This is a genomic window from Streptococcus sp. 2018162, assembly GCF_019754175.1.
In the GTDB taxonomy this organism is placed as follows: domain Bacteria; phylum Bacillota; class Bacilli; order Lactobacillales; family Streptococcaceae; genus Streptococcus; species Streptococcus hashimotonensis.
This window is the reverse complement of sequence record NZ_JAIJZP010000002.1, coordinates 79,161-94,660: the sequence shown is the minus strand read 5'-3', so window position 1 is coordinate 94,660 and position 15,500 is coordinate 79,161. Positions and strand designations below refer to the sequence as shown.

Genomic DNA, 15,500 nt, shown 5'->3' with positions numbered 1-15,500 from the left:
TTCAAAATACAGTCAGTATTCCCTCAAAAAAACTGCCTTGATTAGTGAAAAACTATCTCTTATAGTCGTTTAGTTTACTTTTAGTACTTGCTCCAACTATCTGAGAGATAGTTGGAGCTGTGCGGGGGTGGGAATAAAATAGTACAGTGGACTATTTTAGCCCGAGCCAACTGCTTGGAAGTGAGGGGAACTCTTTTTAGACCAGTCGAGTTCTTTCCCACTCCCGTTTGAACTTGCAAATAAGGAAACGACGCTTCCTCGCTCGTAGAAGTAATAAAAGAGAAACTAAATGACCATATATACAAGCATTTCACTTGTGAATACTGGTTCTTAGATATTCATTCCATTTTACCAAAAATTAGTCAAAAAATCACTTGAAAATTGACTTGTTTTTAAGGAGAAAATCTTTTAAAATTGATATATACACATATTCGGAGATGCTTATGGTTCGTTTGAAAAATATTTTACTTATTTTGCTTGGTGCAGGGCTATTTGCCTTTGGACTAAATTATTTAATCATGCCTAATCGTTTATTTGAGGGTGGCGCAACTGGATTGACGCTGATTATTTACTACCTTTTTCATATTCAACCTTGGATAATGAACATTGTGATTAATATTCCATTGTTCATCCTCGGGTGGAAAATACTCGGAAAGAAGACTCTCTATCTCAGTATCTTAGGAACCTTTAGCGTTACCTTTTGGTTGGCCATTTTTGAAAAAATCCATTTTTCAATCAATCTACAACAGGATTTGATACTCGTTAGTATCCTTGGTGGGATTCTTATGGGACTAGGATTAGGAACCATCTTCCGTGCTGGCGGAACGACTGGGGGAAGCGATATTATTGCTCGTATCGGTCATAAATTCCTACCTTATTCCATTGGACAAATCATTCTTGCAGTTGATATCCTCATCCTAACTCTGATTGTTATTGTTTTTAAAGACCTCCGAACAGTTCTATATACTTTAATGATGGTTGCTATTGCTTCCAAGGTTATTGATTTTGTCACGGAGGGCGGATATGGTAGCAAGGGAGTTATGATTGTTTCCCAAAAATCTGACCAATTGGCTCAGGCTATTGATTGTGAAATCGAGCGTGGTGTCACCTTTATCAAAGCACAAGGTTTCTACAGCAAAGCCGATGTCAACATGATTTACTCAGTCATATATAAGAGCCAACTCCAAGAGATGAAGGAGCTTATTCATCGCATTGACCCCCACGCATTTATCACCATTACAGACGCACATGAAGTACTCGGTGAGGGATTTACTTTAGATAGAGATAAAAAACCAATAGAACGGCATTAAATAAAACCTGCAGTTTCGCTGAACTGCAGGTTTTATATTATTGATTGGTTTCAAGTGGTTTCTCTGCCTCAGACTGTGCTTCTTTTCCTTGCTCCAGCAAAGCAGCAATGATTTTTTGATCGCGTAGCTTAACAGAATCATTGATAGTCTCTGCAGATCGTACAATAGCTGCTTCCAACTCCCGACGTTTCTGACGCCCTTCATCAATAGCTGCAATAATGCCATTATTTTGGGCAACCAAACTTTCTGCCAATTTGGTAACAGATGCTACTGAAAGGGTCGGATTCTGAGCTGTGCGTTCCATCATCGGGATGGCTTCTTTTGATGTATCCGCAAGCATTTGAAGGGCAGCATTATTAGCATTGACAATCGCATCTGCCGTCTGGCTAGACTTGATAGATTGTTGTAAGATGCCCAACTGTGCAATGGACAATTTCATTGTTGGAATAGTATTGCGACGTAACATCCCAAGGCGCTGTTTCATATCCGAAGAAACCTTGACCAGATTACGCATCTGCGGTGTCGTTGTCCACGCAACATACAAGCGACTCATATACTCAGAATGTTGTTGTTCGAGGATATTAGCAACCTCTGTTACACGTGCCAACTTCTCAGAAGCTACTTGGTAATCAACTGTGGTCGGTGCTAAAGTTGCGAGGTTTTCTTGTGCCAATTTTGCACGCTCTGCAGCTTCCTGACCAGTCGCTTCAATAAAGGCGATGACCCCCACCAAATTCTCGATAGACTTGGTATTACTTTCAATCAAAAGCTCTGCAGAAACAATATTGCGTGCCAACACTTCTTCCTGCTTGACCACACTGGCTGCCATGCTATCCATTTTCTTTTCAATGGTCTGCGAATCAAAATAAAATTCCTGCAAATCATTCTTGGTCTGCTTGAACAGGCGTTGGAAAAAACCTGGTTTCTTTTCTAATTCAGCAGTTGTGGAAATGTCCTTATACTTAGCCACAAAGCCATTCAATTCACGGTTGGTATTGGCCAAAAGCTCATCCACTTGTGGAATTTCAATCTTCTTCTGTTCTGACAAAATGTGATTAACCGTGGCATTGACTTCTTCTACCGCTTCCTTACCAAAATCCAAGAGGGCATTTTGATTAGCTAAGAAGTTATCCACCAATTGGGGAGCCTTGGCACGAATACCTGTTTGTTGTTCCGGTGTCAACTGCGCCAAGAAAGAAACTTTTGAATTATCTCCAGTCGGAGTCGCTTGAATAAGCTCTGTTGTCTTATCTTTGGTTGATAAACTATTATTAGCAATCTGATCAATATCGAAATTAAATCCTGACATCTTCTCTATTCCTCTTCTCTTTTCATCATACGCAGACTGACTTCAAAATCTTTCATATCCGCTTCGTTAAATTGTTTGATGGTATCATCCAAATCCTTATCAAAAATTTCCATGGCTGATTTTGCCTGCACCAATCGTTCTTCTGCGTTGAAATAATCTTTCGGTGATTTTTTGATTTTCAAATAGCCCTGTAAAATATCGTTAAACCGACTCATATTGGCCTCATGGATAGCTGTCAATTCTTCCCGCTTATCTGTCGCCTTTTCCAGCTTTTCAAGAATAACAAGATTGTCTCTTTGAATATTACAATAGGTTTCTAGAATTTCAGGAGCTAAATCCGCTATCATGCCTTGTTCATCCATCACAGCATTACCACTAGTAGAAACCTGTGCGTCAGTATTTTCTTCTGTTTTAGCTTCTGGCAGTTTTAAATGATATTTTAGTTGCAAGGTATCTACAACCTCTTTACTTTCATATCCATTCAGATATTTTCCAACTTTTTGATAGAGCTGATCTAATTCAAATAATTGTCCTAACAGTCTGCTTCGCAACTGTAACACAACCTTATCCTCACCCTTTTCCACCAAGAGCTCTTGATGCTTTTCATAGCCCGAACGAATAGATAGCGCTAATACCTGCAAGCGTTTTATAGAATCTCTATTCAAAAAACGCTGGATAGCCTCTCTCTTGTAAAAATAGCCAATTAGGAGCCCAATGGGCAATAAGATATACCAGAAACTCATGACAAAACCGATTGCCAATAAAACAAGGAGGGCCACAAGTCCTGAATTATTTTTACCATATTTCTTATATTTTTTATATTTGTGCCCCATAGAGCCTCCTCATACGTGATATACTTTATTATATCACATTCCCCTAAAATACTAGAATGATAGCTAAAGAAAAAAACCGAGAAATCTCGGTTTTTAAATATTTTTAGCAACAGTCGGAACCAAGCTATCCACTTGGATACCTGCACCCTCGAAAAGAGTTCGAACTTCTTCAACATCAACTTTTCCGTCAATCTGCACTTCGATGACAACTTTTCCAGACTTGGTAGCAAGTTGTACAGTAGATACAATATTATAATCCTTATCTGCCACCAATCGAATAATTTTTTCTAACTCCCCTGCCTTATTTTCAACAAGGAACCGAGCGCGTACTCCTTCCTCTCCATAACCTGAGACATGAAGAAAAGCTGCAAAAATATCACGATCAGTAATGACCCCATACAGTTGACCGTTATCAACAACTGGAAGAATCCCCACTTTGTTTTTATACATGAGATAAGCAGCATCTTCAAGACTAGCGTAACCTGAGACTGTAATAACATTCTTAATCATCACATCCTTGACCTTAGTCTTATTCAAAAGGTAGTTCATCTCGTAAATAGATAGGCTAGTTGCTTTCGATGGACTAGCTTCTGCGATCGTTCCCTCAGTGACCAAACCAACCAACTTATCATTTTCAATAACAGGTAGACGGTGCAAATCCTGTTCACGCATAATATCTGCAGCGTGTGCAATGGTTGTATCTGGTGAAATATAAACAACTTTACGGGTCATAAAATCTTTAACAGACATAGGACTTCCTCCTTTGGTAAATCATACTTTATTATACCACAAATCCGAAAACGATTTCAATATTTAATGAAAAGAAATGAAAATCAATTCTTATCCAGTACCTTGAAAGGAATGTGGGAATAATCTCTGTGCGTTTTTAAAAATTCCAAAGCTTCTTTTTTTACCTGTACGAGATTGACACCTTGGGCATTGGCTCCATAGACACAGCCACAATAGCACTGGCGATAAATGTCATACTCTTCACACATTTGAACTGAACGCTGATAGCCTCCGTTTTTCTTAAAGTCACTCGGAAGATACTGGGTATCGTATAATTTCTGCACCTCAATCCCAACAGCATTAATGGTCTGCGAATTCTTATGTGGACTGATTGTCAAAGCCGAACCAAAATAGTCAAAACCAAGCTCAACTGCCTTCTCCGCAGTCTTATCCAACCGATAATCATAGCAAACCTTACACCGATCTCCCCCCTCTGGCTCATTGGCTAGATGCTGAGTTTTCTTGAAAAATTCCTGAGGGCTATAGTCAGCTTCTAGGTAGCCTACCGACTGTCCAGTTTTCTGATTAAATTCTTTGACAAACTGGGCCGTCACGGCTGCCCGCCGCTGGTACTCCACCTTTGGATGAATATTGGAATTCGCAAAATAGATGGTTACATCTGCATATTGAGTCAAGTACTCCAATGTATAGGTCGAACATGGTGCACAACAGACATGCATGAGAATTTTCGGTCGAAGCCCCGCTTCCTGCCACGTGCTCGCCATTTTTTGAAATACTTTATCATAGTTAACCTTTTGATTCGGTGATAGAGTCGATAAAATCTCTTCAACTTTAATCATACAAACCTCCAAATATACATTCATTATACTATATTTGAAGACCACTGCATAGATAGTAACAACATGAGAGAACACTCCCCATTTCCACCTAAAAAGGTCCCCACGGGCCTTGATATAAAGAAAAACGCCTGCCGGCGTTTCCTATTTCCAACTTAAAACGTGGGGTAACCCACTTATAAAGAAAACCGCTTACCAGCGGTTCTCATTTCCAACCTAAAATGAGGCGTCAGCCTCATTTTAGCCACCCAGATATGCTTTTTTGACTTCTTCTGATGCGAGGAGTTCTTTTCCTGTTCCTGAGAGGACAACTTTTCCTGTTTCTAGAACATAGCCACGATCTGCAATAGCGAGAGCTTTGTTGGCATTTTGCTCAATCAAGAGGACTGTTGTTCCTTGTTTTTGAATATCTTGGATAATATCAAAAATTTCTTGAATGAAGATTGGAGCCAAGCCCATTGATGGTTCATCAAGGAGCAAGAGCTTTGGTTGGCTCATTAGGGCACGTCCCATTGCCAACATCTGTTGCTCACCACCTGAAAGGGTAGCTGCATCCTGGTTTTTACGTTCTTCCAAACGTGGAAAACGAGCAAAGATTTTTTTCAAGTTTGCTTGGTTTTCTTCACGATTGTTACGAAGGAAGGCACCCATTTCCAAGTTTTCCATAACAGTCAAGCCTGCAAAAACATGACGACCTTCTGGAACTTGTGATAAACCGTCTGCTACGATTTTACGTGCAGGAACTTTTTGAATCTCATTTCCAAGGAAAGAAATTGTTCCAGCTGACGGACGAACAAGTCCTGAAATAGTACGAAGGATAGAGGTTTTACCAGCACCATTAGCGCCGATAAGTGTTACAACTTCACCTTCATTAACCTCAAAGCTAACATCTTTAACAGCTTCGATAACACCGTAGTTAACGGAAAGATTTTTTACTTCTAACATTGCCATTAAGCTTCACCTCCAAGGTAGGCTTCAATTACACGCTTGTTATTACGAATTTCTTCTGGTGTACCATGGGCAATCAAACGACCGTACTCCAATACGTATATACGCTCCGTCACTTCCATAACCAAGCTCATATCGTGTTCGATCAAGATGATAGTAATGCCAAATTCTTCTTTGATCTTACGGATAAGTTGGGTCAATTCCGCCGTTTCTTGTGGGTTCATACCAGCCGCTGGTTCATCCAAGAAAAGAATTTTTGGTTCAGTCGCAAGGGCACGAACGATTTCCAAACGTCGTTGTTGACCGTAAGGAAGATTTTTAGCTAATGTATCTGCATCTCCATCCAAATCAAAGATTTTCAAAAGTTCAATCGCTTTTGTTTTCAACGCTTCTTCATTCTTATAGAATGCTGGAAGACGGAAGAAACTTGCAAATACTTCTGATTTACCATGATTGCCAAGACCAATCAAAACATTTTCCAAAACGGTCATATTTTTGAACAAACGAATGTTCTGGAAAGTACGACCAAGACCAAGCGAAGCAATTTTTGATGGTGCTTTACCGTTCAAAATAGTCCCTGCAAGAGAAATTGTTCCCTCGCTTGGCTCATAAACACCTGTCAAGAGGTTGAAAAGAGTCGTTTTACCAGCACCATTTGGACCGATAAGACCAACCAATTCCCCTTCATGAAGTTCCATGGTCACGTCACCAACGGCAGTCAGGCCACCGAAGTTCTTGGTTAAATCTTTTACTTCAAGTAATGCCATTACTTAACCTCCTTCTTCTTGAGTAGAGCTGCTACGCTGAATTCCTTAGTTCCCAAAAGACCTCCAGGACGGAAAATCATCAAGAGAATAAGAGCTAATGAATAGATAATCATTGAAATATCAGAGTAACTCTTGAGGAATACGTTCAAAATACCAAGTACAATGGCTGCTACAAAGGTACCTGTGATAGAGCCCAAACCACCCAATACAATGATAATCAAAACGTTAACGGAGGTCATAAAGGCAAAGTCTTTCGGAACAATTGTCCCAACGTATCCTGCATGGAGACCACCTGCAATGGCTGCCGTCATGGCACCAAATACAAAGGCTGAAACTTTCACAAATGTTGGATTGACACCTACAGATTCTGCCGCAATTTCATCCTCACGAACAGAAATTGTAGCACGTCCCATCGGACTGCGCAAAAAGTTAACTGTCACCAAGGTTGTGATGATTACAAAAATATAAACTAAAGGCCAGCTTGTAAAGAGTGGAATAGACATAATACCTGCTGCACCATTCGTTACACTACCACCATTGATAATTAAAATACGAATAATCTCTGCAACACCAAGAGTCGCAATTGCAAGGTAGTCCCCTTTCAAACGAAGGGTTGGAATACCAACTAAAAGAGCCACTGCACCTGAGATTAACATCCCAACAATCAAGGCGATAGCAAATCCACCATAAGTTGGCATCATTTTCCCAAGAATACCTACTGCATAAGCACCAATAGCCATAAAACCAGCATGACCAAGTGAAAATTGACCTGAGAAACCAACAATCAAGTTTAAACCAACTGCCAAGATAATTTGAATACCGATTTGCTGAACAATCTGGATGTAGTAAAAATTCAGAATCCCTGCTGATACAAGACCTTGAATAAGCCCAAAACCAGCCAATAAGATAGCCAACCAAATCGCATTAACTTTTAAATTTTGCTTCATGGTTACACCTTCTCTTTCACATTTTTACCAAGAATACCACTTGGACGCACCAAGAGGATGATGATCAAAACAGTATATACAATCGCATCACGGAAAGTATCGAATTCAATCACATAGGTGAATGTTTCGATGATACCGATAACGAAGCCACCAAGCGCAGCACCTGGAATAATACCGATACCGCCCAATACTGCCGCTACAAAGGCTTTCAAACCTGGGGTCATCCCCATCAAAGGCTCAATCTGGTTGTAGTAGAGACCTAGGAGAACACCCGCAGCACCCGCAAGAGCTGACCCAAGAGCAAAAGTAAAGCTGATTGTACGGTTTACATTGATCCCCATAAGCTGAGCTGCATCGCTATCTACAGAAACCGCACGCATGGCTTTCCCCATTTTTGTACGTTTGACAATTAATTGAAGAGCGACCATCAACGCAAGCGATACACCAAGAATAATCAACTGGATATTGGTAACAGAAACTGGACCAAGGTTAAAAGTCACAGCTTCGATTGCTTGTGGAAAGGCTTTTACGTCTGCTGTAAAGAATTTAATCATAGTGTATTCCAAGAAGAAGGATACACCGATAGCCGTAATCAAAGCTGCTATACGCGTTGAATTACGCAAAGGACGATAGGCTAAAAACTCTATAACGACACCGAGAATAGCCGTCCCTACCATCGCTAGAATGAGAGCAACAAAGAAACGTGTTCCACCATCTGCAATAAAAGTTAAATTATTTAATAGGAAGTACCCCATAAAAGCACCCATCATATACAAATCACCATGGGCGAAGTTAATGAGTTTGATAATTCCGTACACCATGGTATAACCAAGGGCCAAAAGGGCATAAACAGAACCAAGAATCAAACCATTGACAAGTTGTTGAAGCATAGGTTCACCAATCTTTCTAAATATTTTTCGAGCTCAATAGCATTGTTACATTATACAAAATTTTCTGAAAATAAGCAAGTTAGATAGAGAGTTTAATCATTAAAATTACAGAAAATTTAACCAAATTTTATATCCGCATGTATACTATTCTACACATTCTGACAAGTGAAAAAGAGGGAATTCCCTCTTTTCATCCACTATTAGTCAATAGAGATAGTATCTACAGACGATTCTTCTCCGTTTGTTAAACCAACAACATAAACTGATTTAACGACATTGTGCTCTTTGTCAACAGACATTGTACCAGTCACACCTTCAAAGTCTTTCAGAGCTGCAAGATTAGCCTTCACTGCTGCTGAATCAGCTGCACCTTTTGCTGCTTCTGCTGCCATGTAAACTGAGTCGTAAGCTAGAGCTGAGAACATTGATGGCTCTTCATTGTATTCTTTCACATAGGCATCATAGAATGCTTTTGCTTTTTCACTTGCTGATGTTACAAATCCAGAAAGGTAGTAAACATTTGATGCTGCTGATGCAGTTGCCAATTCAGTAAATTGTGGTGAGTCAAAACCATCTGAACCAAGAATTGGCTTGTCAATACCCAAACCGCGTGCTTGCTTCACAATTGTACCTGTTTCATTGTAGTAACCAGGCATGATGATGGCATCAAATTCTTTATCTTTCAATTTTGTCAAAGCAGCTTGGAAATCCTTATCGCCAGAAGCAAATGTAATTTCTGAAACGATTTCTCCTTTGTAAGCCTTCTTGAAAGCCTCTGCTACACCCTTACCATAATCAGAAGAGTTGTCAAAGTAAAGAACAACTTTCTTAGCTGACAAGTTCTCAGTAGCGTATTTAGCCATAATTTGACCTTGATACCCATCTGTAAAGGTTGTACGGAAGAAGTATTCTTGGACCTCACCTTTATCGTTCACAACCAAGTTTGTCTGAGTTCCTGAAGGAGTAATCATAGGAACACCAGCAGATGTCAATGCTGGAATAGAGGCTGCTGAAGCTCCTGATGTAGCAGGACCAATCACAACGTTTGCCCCTTCACTTGCCAAGCTTGTTGCAACAGTAGCTGCCTCTGCTGTTTCAGACTTGTTGTCTTTTGTAATCACTTCGATTTTTTTGCCGTCAATACCACCCGCAGCATTGATTTCTTTCACGGCAAGGTTGGCACCTTTTTCCTCTGTTTGACCATAGGATGAAACAGCACCTGACAACTCCAAGTTGTAGCCGATTTTAAATGTATCACCTACAGAAGAACCTGCGGCTGAAGTATTGGTTGTCGAAACATTACCACATGCAGCAAGTAGAGCTGCAGAGGCAAATGTAGCAAGCGCTACTGCAAATTTTCTTGTTTTCATGAAAACTCCTTAAATCTTTCTTAAATTTTACGATGTATCTAATATACTGAATTATCTGAAAATTGTCAACAAAAAAAGAAAAAATTTTTAAAATAAACAAAGTATAAATTTCTAATTATCTTTTTATATTTTCTTAAATGCTCGTAAAGCCTTATTCTATGTGCTTTCGAGTATTTTTACTGTAGGAAGATACTTCACGTTTCTTTGCATATTTCCTCATGTCTTAGCTGTCAGAAGTGGTAAATAAGTAGTAAATTCATTTGTACTACTAAGCAACAAGACGCTCCTGTTGCTTCTCTTTATTCAAGCGTTTCATTTCTGCCATTGCAGAATCGAATGTTGCATGTGCGTAATAGTTCAGCGTCATGGCTATATTAGCATGTCCCATAATGTACTGTAATGCCTTTGGATTCATTCCTGCATTTGCATAGTTGGTACAGAATGTATGTCGCAAACTATGTGGAGTGATGTGTGGCAATTTATCCTCGTTATACTTATTGTATTTCTTAACAAGACCTTTCATCATGCCGTTGTAATCACTTGCCACTTTTGGATAGTTCTTTCTATTAAGAAAGAGGAAATCACTATATCCATCAATCTCAACACGCTTATCATTCTTTCGATTCGCTAACACTCGCTTAAATGCTTGATAGGCTTCTTCAACCATAGGAACTTGACGTTCGCCACTTTTGGTCTTTGGTGTTTCAATGTAGTACCCAATTTCAGTATCTCTCAATAGCTGATGGTCTATATTGACAAGACGATTCTCAAAATCTAAATCTGGAAGTGTCAAACCACCAAACTCTGAAATACGAAGACCTGTTTTTAAGAGTATCAGAATTTCATCATAATTTTTGCTGTAGGTTTTATCAGCTTTTGCAAAGGCTAACAGTTTTTCTTCCTGTTCTTCTGTTAGTACGGTCTTAGGGACAGTATCATCATCAAGAACTGCTTTCAGTTGAAAGTCAAATGGATTCTTCCGAACACAATCATCTTGTATAGCAATATAGAATGAAGCCTTTAAAGAACGTTTGTAGTTATTGATGGTTTGATAAGCATAACCATTTTCACTCATTCTAATAGCCCATTCTTTAGCGTCTGATGGCTTAATACTGTCAATACTTCTTACACCTAACTTGTCTTTCTTCAAAATATCCATAAGATATTTGCGTCCAGTTTCAGTGTTTTTTCTAACCTTTGGTCTTTGAGCGTTCTGTTTTGCGTAAAGCTGGCAGAGTGTCATTTTCTTTCCTACAACATCAATACCATCATGAATGTCTTTCTGTAACTCTGCGATTTTCTCTCTAAGTGAGATACAATCACGCTTTCCTGCTGGTACTCGGTCTGTAGCCACAAGTTTCCACGAGTAAACAAATTGCGGTTCTCCAAATGAATCTATATATTTGTATAAGTATCTTCCGTCTTTTCGTTGGCTCTCTCCAGTCTTTAAGATTCGACCTTTATTGTCACGTCTTTTTTCTGACATGGCATTTGCTCCTTTCCTTTATGGAAAGAGCCTTGATACGACTTAATACTATTTTATCATATACAAGACCCTTTGGCGACGCTAGATTGCGTCCAATGTATCTATAATTTTTTCAAATTGTTTTCGTTTAATCTGAATACGATTGCCATTCATAATCAGCCAATTTGCATTTTTATTTTCCTCTGCCAAGCGTCGTAGCTTGTTTTCGCCAATACGAAAATATTTTGACGCTTCTTCAATGGTTAGGGTATAACGTTCCCAAATAGGAATGTCAGTCTGCTTCATAAAATCCTCCTTTCCAAATCACTTATTTGGATTTCATAAAAGTTGTTTTACCAGCAATCGAACAGCTTTAGCAAAGCTCACGGGAGTTCCACCCCTGCATGGTTCTCATGTAGCCATACTCATTGCCTGCGACGGTTTTATCACGCTCGGACTATTGACTGTATGGGAGTATCATTATCACGATAAGAATGTCGTTGCAGGCAATCCTGCTAAAGATTGCTTCTCGGATCACTAACATGAATCGCTCGCTATCTTTATAAGATAGGTCATGGCGGTTAGTTCCGTTGGCTCTTTTCTTATCGAAACGTATTCGATTACTTTTATTCAGTTTTCAAAGAACAATGGCTCGTTAGCCTATCAAAACACGTCGAGTGTGTCGCACTGCTCGTAAAAGCCTAGAAACCTTGGAACGAAAGGGATAATGAAAGCCTTGATTGCAAGGCTTTTTGCTTTATGGTGGGTAAGTATCAGAGTGAGAAAATTTTTGGAATGAGTAGAAGTGATAGCTAGAAATTATCAGTTTCTATTTCCATTTACCCTGTGGGTACGTGTTTGTTTCCATTGACAAGGAGTTTGTGGGAATAGAAATGTACCCACCTTGTTTGAATCAAGTGAAGTGTAGTTGAAGGAAATCTGTTGAAAGCAATACTTCATTTTACCGAATAAGTAATAATTTAGGCAACTTCAAATCGATTAAAAAAAACTATTTTAAAGGTTAAGAGTAGACAAAAATTGTCCACTCTTTTTTGTAAACTCAATTTATCAATAAATGAAATGAGGGAATGTAAAATGAAATATTTTGAGGTTGAGTTAGAAAATCCTGATGAATTTTTAAAACTACAAACAGAAGATTTTGTGAAAGCTAATCGCTTGCTACTAAGGAAGATAATCCAGAGCGTTACAGTCTATGAAGAACACTTCGTCATATCCTTTAAATCTGGCATCGAATTGGAAGTATGAGACTCATTCCATAACTTTTATATTGAACATATCATCTTGTTGTGTTACACTATAAATTGAAGTTAAATTAGATGCTAAAAATTTGTAATTAAGAAGGAGGGATTCGTCATGTTGGTATTCCAAATGCGTAATGTAGATAAAACATCTACTGTTTTGAAACAGACTAAAAACAGTGATTACGCAGATAAATAAATACGTTAGATTAATTCCTACCAGTGACTAATCTTATGACTTTTTAAACAGATAACTAAAATTACAAACAAATCATTTAACTTCTGTATTTATTTACAGATGTAATCACTTCAGGAGTAATTACATGAACAAAAATATAAAATATTCTCAAAACTTTTTAACGAGTGAAAAAGTACTCAACCAAATAATAAAACAATTGAATTTAAAAGAAACCGATACCGTTTACGAAATTGGAACAGGTAAAGGGCATTTAACGACGAAACTGGCTAAAATAAGTAAACAGGTAACGTCTATTGAATTAGACAGTCATCTATTCAACTTATCGTCAGAAAAATTAAAACTGAACACTCGTGTCACTTTAATTCACCAAGATATTCTACAGTTTCAATTCCCTAACAAACAGAGGTATAAAATTGTTGGGAATATTCCTTACCATTTAAGCACACAAATTATTAAAAAAGTGGTTTTTGAAAGCCATGCGTCTGACATCTATCTGATTGTTGAAGAAGGATTCTACAAGCGTACCTTGGATATTCACCGAACACTAGGGTTGCTCTTGCACACTCAAGTCTCGATTCAGCAATTGCTTAAGCTGCCAGCGGAATGCTTTCATCCTAAACCAAAAGTAAACAGTGTCTTAATAAAACTTACCCGCCATACCACAGATGTTCCAGATAAATATTGGAAGCTATATACGTACTTTGTTTCAAAATGGGTCAATCGAGAATATCGTCAACTGTTTACTAAAAATCAGTTTCATCAAGCAATGAAACACGCCAAAGTAAACAATTTAAGTACCGTTACTTATGAGCAAGTATTGTCTATTTTTAATAGTTATCTATTATTTAACGGGAGGAAATAATTCTATGAGTCGCTTTTGTAAATTTGGAAAGTTACACGTTACTAAAGGGAATGTAGATAAATTATTAGGTATACTACTGACAGCTTCCAAGGAGCTAAAGAGGTCCCTAGCGCCTACGGGGAATTTGTATCGATAAGGGGTACAAATTCCCACTAAGCGCTCGGGACCCCTTGTAGGAAAATGTCCTAAGTGTGGCAACAATATTGTATTAAAAAAATCGTTTTATGGTTGTTCAAATTATCCTGAATGTACCTTCACTTTAGCTGAACATTTTAGAAAGAAAAAACTCACCAAAACAAATGTAAAAGAATTACTAGAGGGAAAAGAAACCCTGGTAAAAGGAATCAAAACGAAAGATAGAAAGTCCTACAATGCCAAGGTAATGAAGTAATTAAAGATTAAAGGAGCTAATATTTTATGATAGGACCAGATAAGAAAAAACTTTATCCAAATGAAAATATAAAGACGGTTTGTTTTATAAGCAATCTACCTAAAAGACCCAATGTGGAGATTGGGGAATATACCTATTATAGCGATAATAAAAAAACACCGGAGAAATTTTATGATAATATAGAGCACCATTACGAATTTCTAGGGGATAAACTTATAATAGGAAAGTTCTGTGCAATTGCAGAGGGTGTTAAGTTTATTATGAATGGTGCAAATCATAGAATGGATGGAATTACAACCTATCCCTTTAATATCTTTGGCCATGGATGGGAAAAGGTGACTCCTACAATTGAACAACTTCCTTTTAAGGGAGATACAGTGATTGGCAATGATGTATGGATAGGTCAAAATGTTACCATTATGCCGGGTATTAAAATTGGTGATGGTGCGATTATTGCCGCTAATTCAACAGTAGTGAAAAGTGTTGAGCCATATACAATATATGGTGGGAATCCAGCTAAGTTTATCAAAAAACGCTTTAGTGACGAAAAGATTGAATTCTTGCTAAAGCTACAATGGTGGAACTGGAGCGAAGAGGAAATATTTAATAATCTTGAAATGTTAACATCCAAAGCAGGGTTAGAGCAATTCATGAAAAATTCCTAGACTTGGGGCCTTTCTACCACGGCACAAAAGGGAACTTAAATCTAGGGGGTGCTGGAATCTCGATTTAGCTCTAATTATTGCGAGCTAAAGAAGGCAAGCTTCATCTTTAGCTTTGATTGGAACAATAGACATTATATTATTAGGAGAAATAGCTTTGAGATTTATCACTTATAGATTTAATTTGAACGGAGGGATTACATGGTAAGTAAAACTGATGCCATTGAGATAATAACATATGCTGAAGAAAATGATATTAACATTTGGATAGATGGTGGTTGGGGAGTAGATGCTCTATTAGAAGAAGAAACAAGAGTACACAACGATATTGATTTATTTGTGGAAGAAAGTAATGGTAAAAAGTTTATTGAAATATTAAAAGAATATGGCTTTGCTGAAGTTATCGAAGCATATACCACCACATCTCATACGGTTTATAAGGATAGTAAAGGTAGGATAATTGATCTTCATATATTTAAATTCAACGAACAAGGATACATTGTTTTTGAGGGAGAAGCATATCCTCCAGAAGTCTTTAGCGGCATTGGGAAAATAGGCGATAAAACGGTAAGATGTATCGATGCTGAAAATCAAGTGTTATTTCATCTGGGCTATGAGCATGATGAAAATGATATGCATGATGTAAAACTATTGTGCGAGAGATTTAATATTCCTGTACCGAGTGAATACAAGTAACTGACA

At 38.2% G+C, this 15,500-nt stretch carries 18 protein-coding genes and 1 pseudogene; 8 read left to right on the top strand and 11 right to left on the bottom strand.

Translation table 11 applies throughout. The features are described from left to right. Positions 1-443 precede the first annotated feature (443 nt). Positions 444-1,310 carry a YitT family protein gene (locus K5Q22_RS02800; protein WP_002935357.1) on the top strand — a complete coding sequence of 289 codons (867 nt, stop codon included), beginning with the start codon at positions 444-446 and terminating at the stop codon, positions 1,308-1,310. Positions 1,311-1,347: 37 nt separating this feature from the next. Here K5Q22_RS02800 and K5Q22_RS02795 read toward each other — a convergent pair whose 3' ends face one another. From K5Q22_RS02795 to K5Q22_RS02745, 11 genes are all read right to left on the bottom strand, one after another. Then, positions 1,348-2,619, bottom strand: a complete 1,272-nt coding sequence (locus K5Q22_RS02795; RefSeq protein ID WP_205013501.1) for a toxic anion resistance protein — start codon at positions 2,617-2,619, stop codon at positions 1,348-1,350. 5 nt (positions 2,620-2,624) lie between these two features. Beyond that, positions 2,625-3,452 carry a hypothetical protein gene (locus K5Q22_RS02790; RefSeq protein WP_205013500.1) on the bottom strand — a complete coding sequence of 276 codons (828 nt, stop codon included), beginning with the start codon at positions 3,450-3,452 and terminating at the stop codon, positions 2,625-2,627. Positions 3,453-3,545: 93 nt separating this feature from the next. Continuing rightward, positions 3,546-4,202 (bottom strand): CBS domain-containing protein, encoded by a 657-nt coding sequence (locus K5Q22_RS02785; RefSeq protein WP_002935353.1) that lies wholly within the window; start codon positions 4,200-4,202, stop codon positions 3,546-3,548. Between the two features lie 83 nt (positions 4,203-4,285). Then, positions 4,286-5,041, bottom strand: coding sequence for an epoxyqueuosine reductase QueH (locus K5Q22_RS02780; RefSeq protein WP_205013499.1), 756 nt, complete (start codon positions 5,039-5,041; stop codon positions 4,286-4,288). 237 nt (positions 5,042-5,278) lie between these two features. Then, complete coding sequence (locus K5Q22_RS02775) at positions 5,279-5,989, bottom strand: ABC transporter ATP-binding protein (protein WP_002937288.1); 711 nt, start codon at positions 5,987-5,989, stop codon at positions 5,279-5,281. Then, complete coding sequence (locus tag K5Q22_RS02770; protein ID WP_002937291.1) at positions 5,989-6,753, bottom strand: ABC transporter ATP-binding protein; 765 nt, start codon at positions 6,751-6,753, stop codon at positions 5,989-5,991. The genes K5Q22_RS02775 and K5Q22_RS02770 overlap by 1 nt, the downstream gene beginning before the upstream one ends. After that, positions 6,753-7,700: a branched-chain amino acid ABC transporter permease gene (locus tag K5Q22_RS02765; RefSeq protein ID WP_002937293.1), complete on the bottom strand. Its 948-nt coding sequence runs from the start codon at positions 7,698-7,700 to the stop codon at positions 6,753-6,755. Before K5Q22_RS02765 ends, K5Q22_RS02770 begins: the two co-directional genes overlap by 1 nt. 2 nt (positions 7,701-7,702) lie before the next feature. After that, complete coding sequence (locus K5Q22_RS02760) at positions 7,703-8,590, bottom strand: branched-chain amino acid ABC transporter permease (protein ID WP_012027482.1); 888 nt, start codon at positions 8,588-8,590, stop codon at positions 7,703-7,705. Positions 8,591-8,790: 200 nt separating this feature from the next. Further along, a complete protein-coding gene (locus K5Q22_RS02755) occupies positions 8,791-9,960 on the bottom strand; it encodes an ABC transporter substrate-binding protein (protein WP_044668681.1) in 1,170 nt (389 codons plus the stop codon). 268 nt (positions 9,961-10,228) lie between these two features. Beyond that, entirely contained in the window at positions 10,229-11,446 is a 1,218-nt protein-coding gene (locus tag K5Q22_RS02750; protein WP_001291561.1) for a tyrosine-type recombinase/integrase, read from the bottom strand. Positions 11,447-11,527: 81 nt separating this feature from the next. Then, on the bottom strand, positions 11,528-11,731 hold the full coding sequence (locus tag K5Q22_RS02745; RefSeq protein ID WP_000814511.1) for an excisionase: 204 nt from the start codon (positions 11,729-11,731) through the stop codon (positions 11,528-11,530). Here K5Q22_RS02745 and K5Q22_RS09730 point away from each other — a divergent pair. The 7 genes and pseudogenes from K5Q22_RS09730 (at position 11,715) to K5Q22_RS02715 (ending at position 15,494) form a co-directional block, all read left to right on the top strand. Then, positions 11,715-11,966 carry a hypothetical protein gene (locus K5Q22_RS09730; RefSeq protein WP_001845478.1) on the top strand — a complete coding sequence of 84 codons (252 nt, stop codon included), beginning with the start codon at positions 11,715-11,717 and terminating at the stop codon, positions 11,964-11,966. The genes K5Q22_RS02745 and K5Q22_RS09730 overlap by 17 nt on opposite strands. A 554-nt stretch (positions 11,967-12,520) precedes the next feature. Further along, complete coding sequence (locus K5Q22_RS02740; RefSeq protein ID WP_002941306.1) at positions 12,521-12,691, top strand: hypothetical protein; 171 nt, start codon at positions 12,521-12,523, stop codon at positions 12,689-12,691. 108 nt (positions 12,692-12,799) lie between these two features. Beyond that, positions 12,800-12,883, top strand: a complete 84-nt coding sequence (locus K5Q22_RS02735) for a 23S rRNA methyltransferase attenuation leader peptide (protein ID WP_001814874.1) — start codon at positions 12,800-12,802, stop codon at positions 12,881-12,883. A 91-nt stretch (positions 12,884-12,974) separates the two neighbouring features. Next, positions 12,975-13,745, top strand: coding sequence for a 23S rRNA (adenine(2058)-N(6))-methyltransferase Erm(B) (gene erm(B) / locus K5Q22_RS02730; protein WP_267932677.1), 771 nt, complete (start codon positions 12,975-12,977; stop codon positions 13,743-13,745). A 169-nt stretch (positions 13,746-13,914) separates the two neighbouring features. Then, positions 13,915-14,136: pseudogene (locus K5Q22_RS02725) on the top strand (topoisomerase DNA-binding C4 zinc finger domain-containing protein); the annotation flags it as partial. Positions 14,137-14,162: 26 nt separating this feature from the next. Then, positions 14,163-14,801 carry a Vat family streptogramin A O-acetyltransferase gene (locus K5Q22_RS02720; RefSeq protein WP_024411463.1) on the top strand — a complete coding sequence of 213 codons (639 nt, stop codon included), beginning with the start codon at positions 14,163-14,165 and terminating at the stop codon, positions 14,799-14,801. 198 nt (positions 14,802-14,999) lie between these two features. Then, positions 15,000-15,494, top strand: a complete 495-nt coding sequence (locus tag K5Q22_RS02715) for a nucleotidyltransferase domain-containing protein (RefSeq protein ID WP_024411462.1) — start codon at positions 15,000-15,002, stop codon at positions 15,492-15,494. Positions 15,495-15,500: the final 6 nt, after the last annotated feature.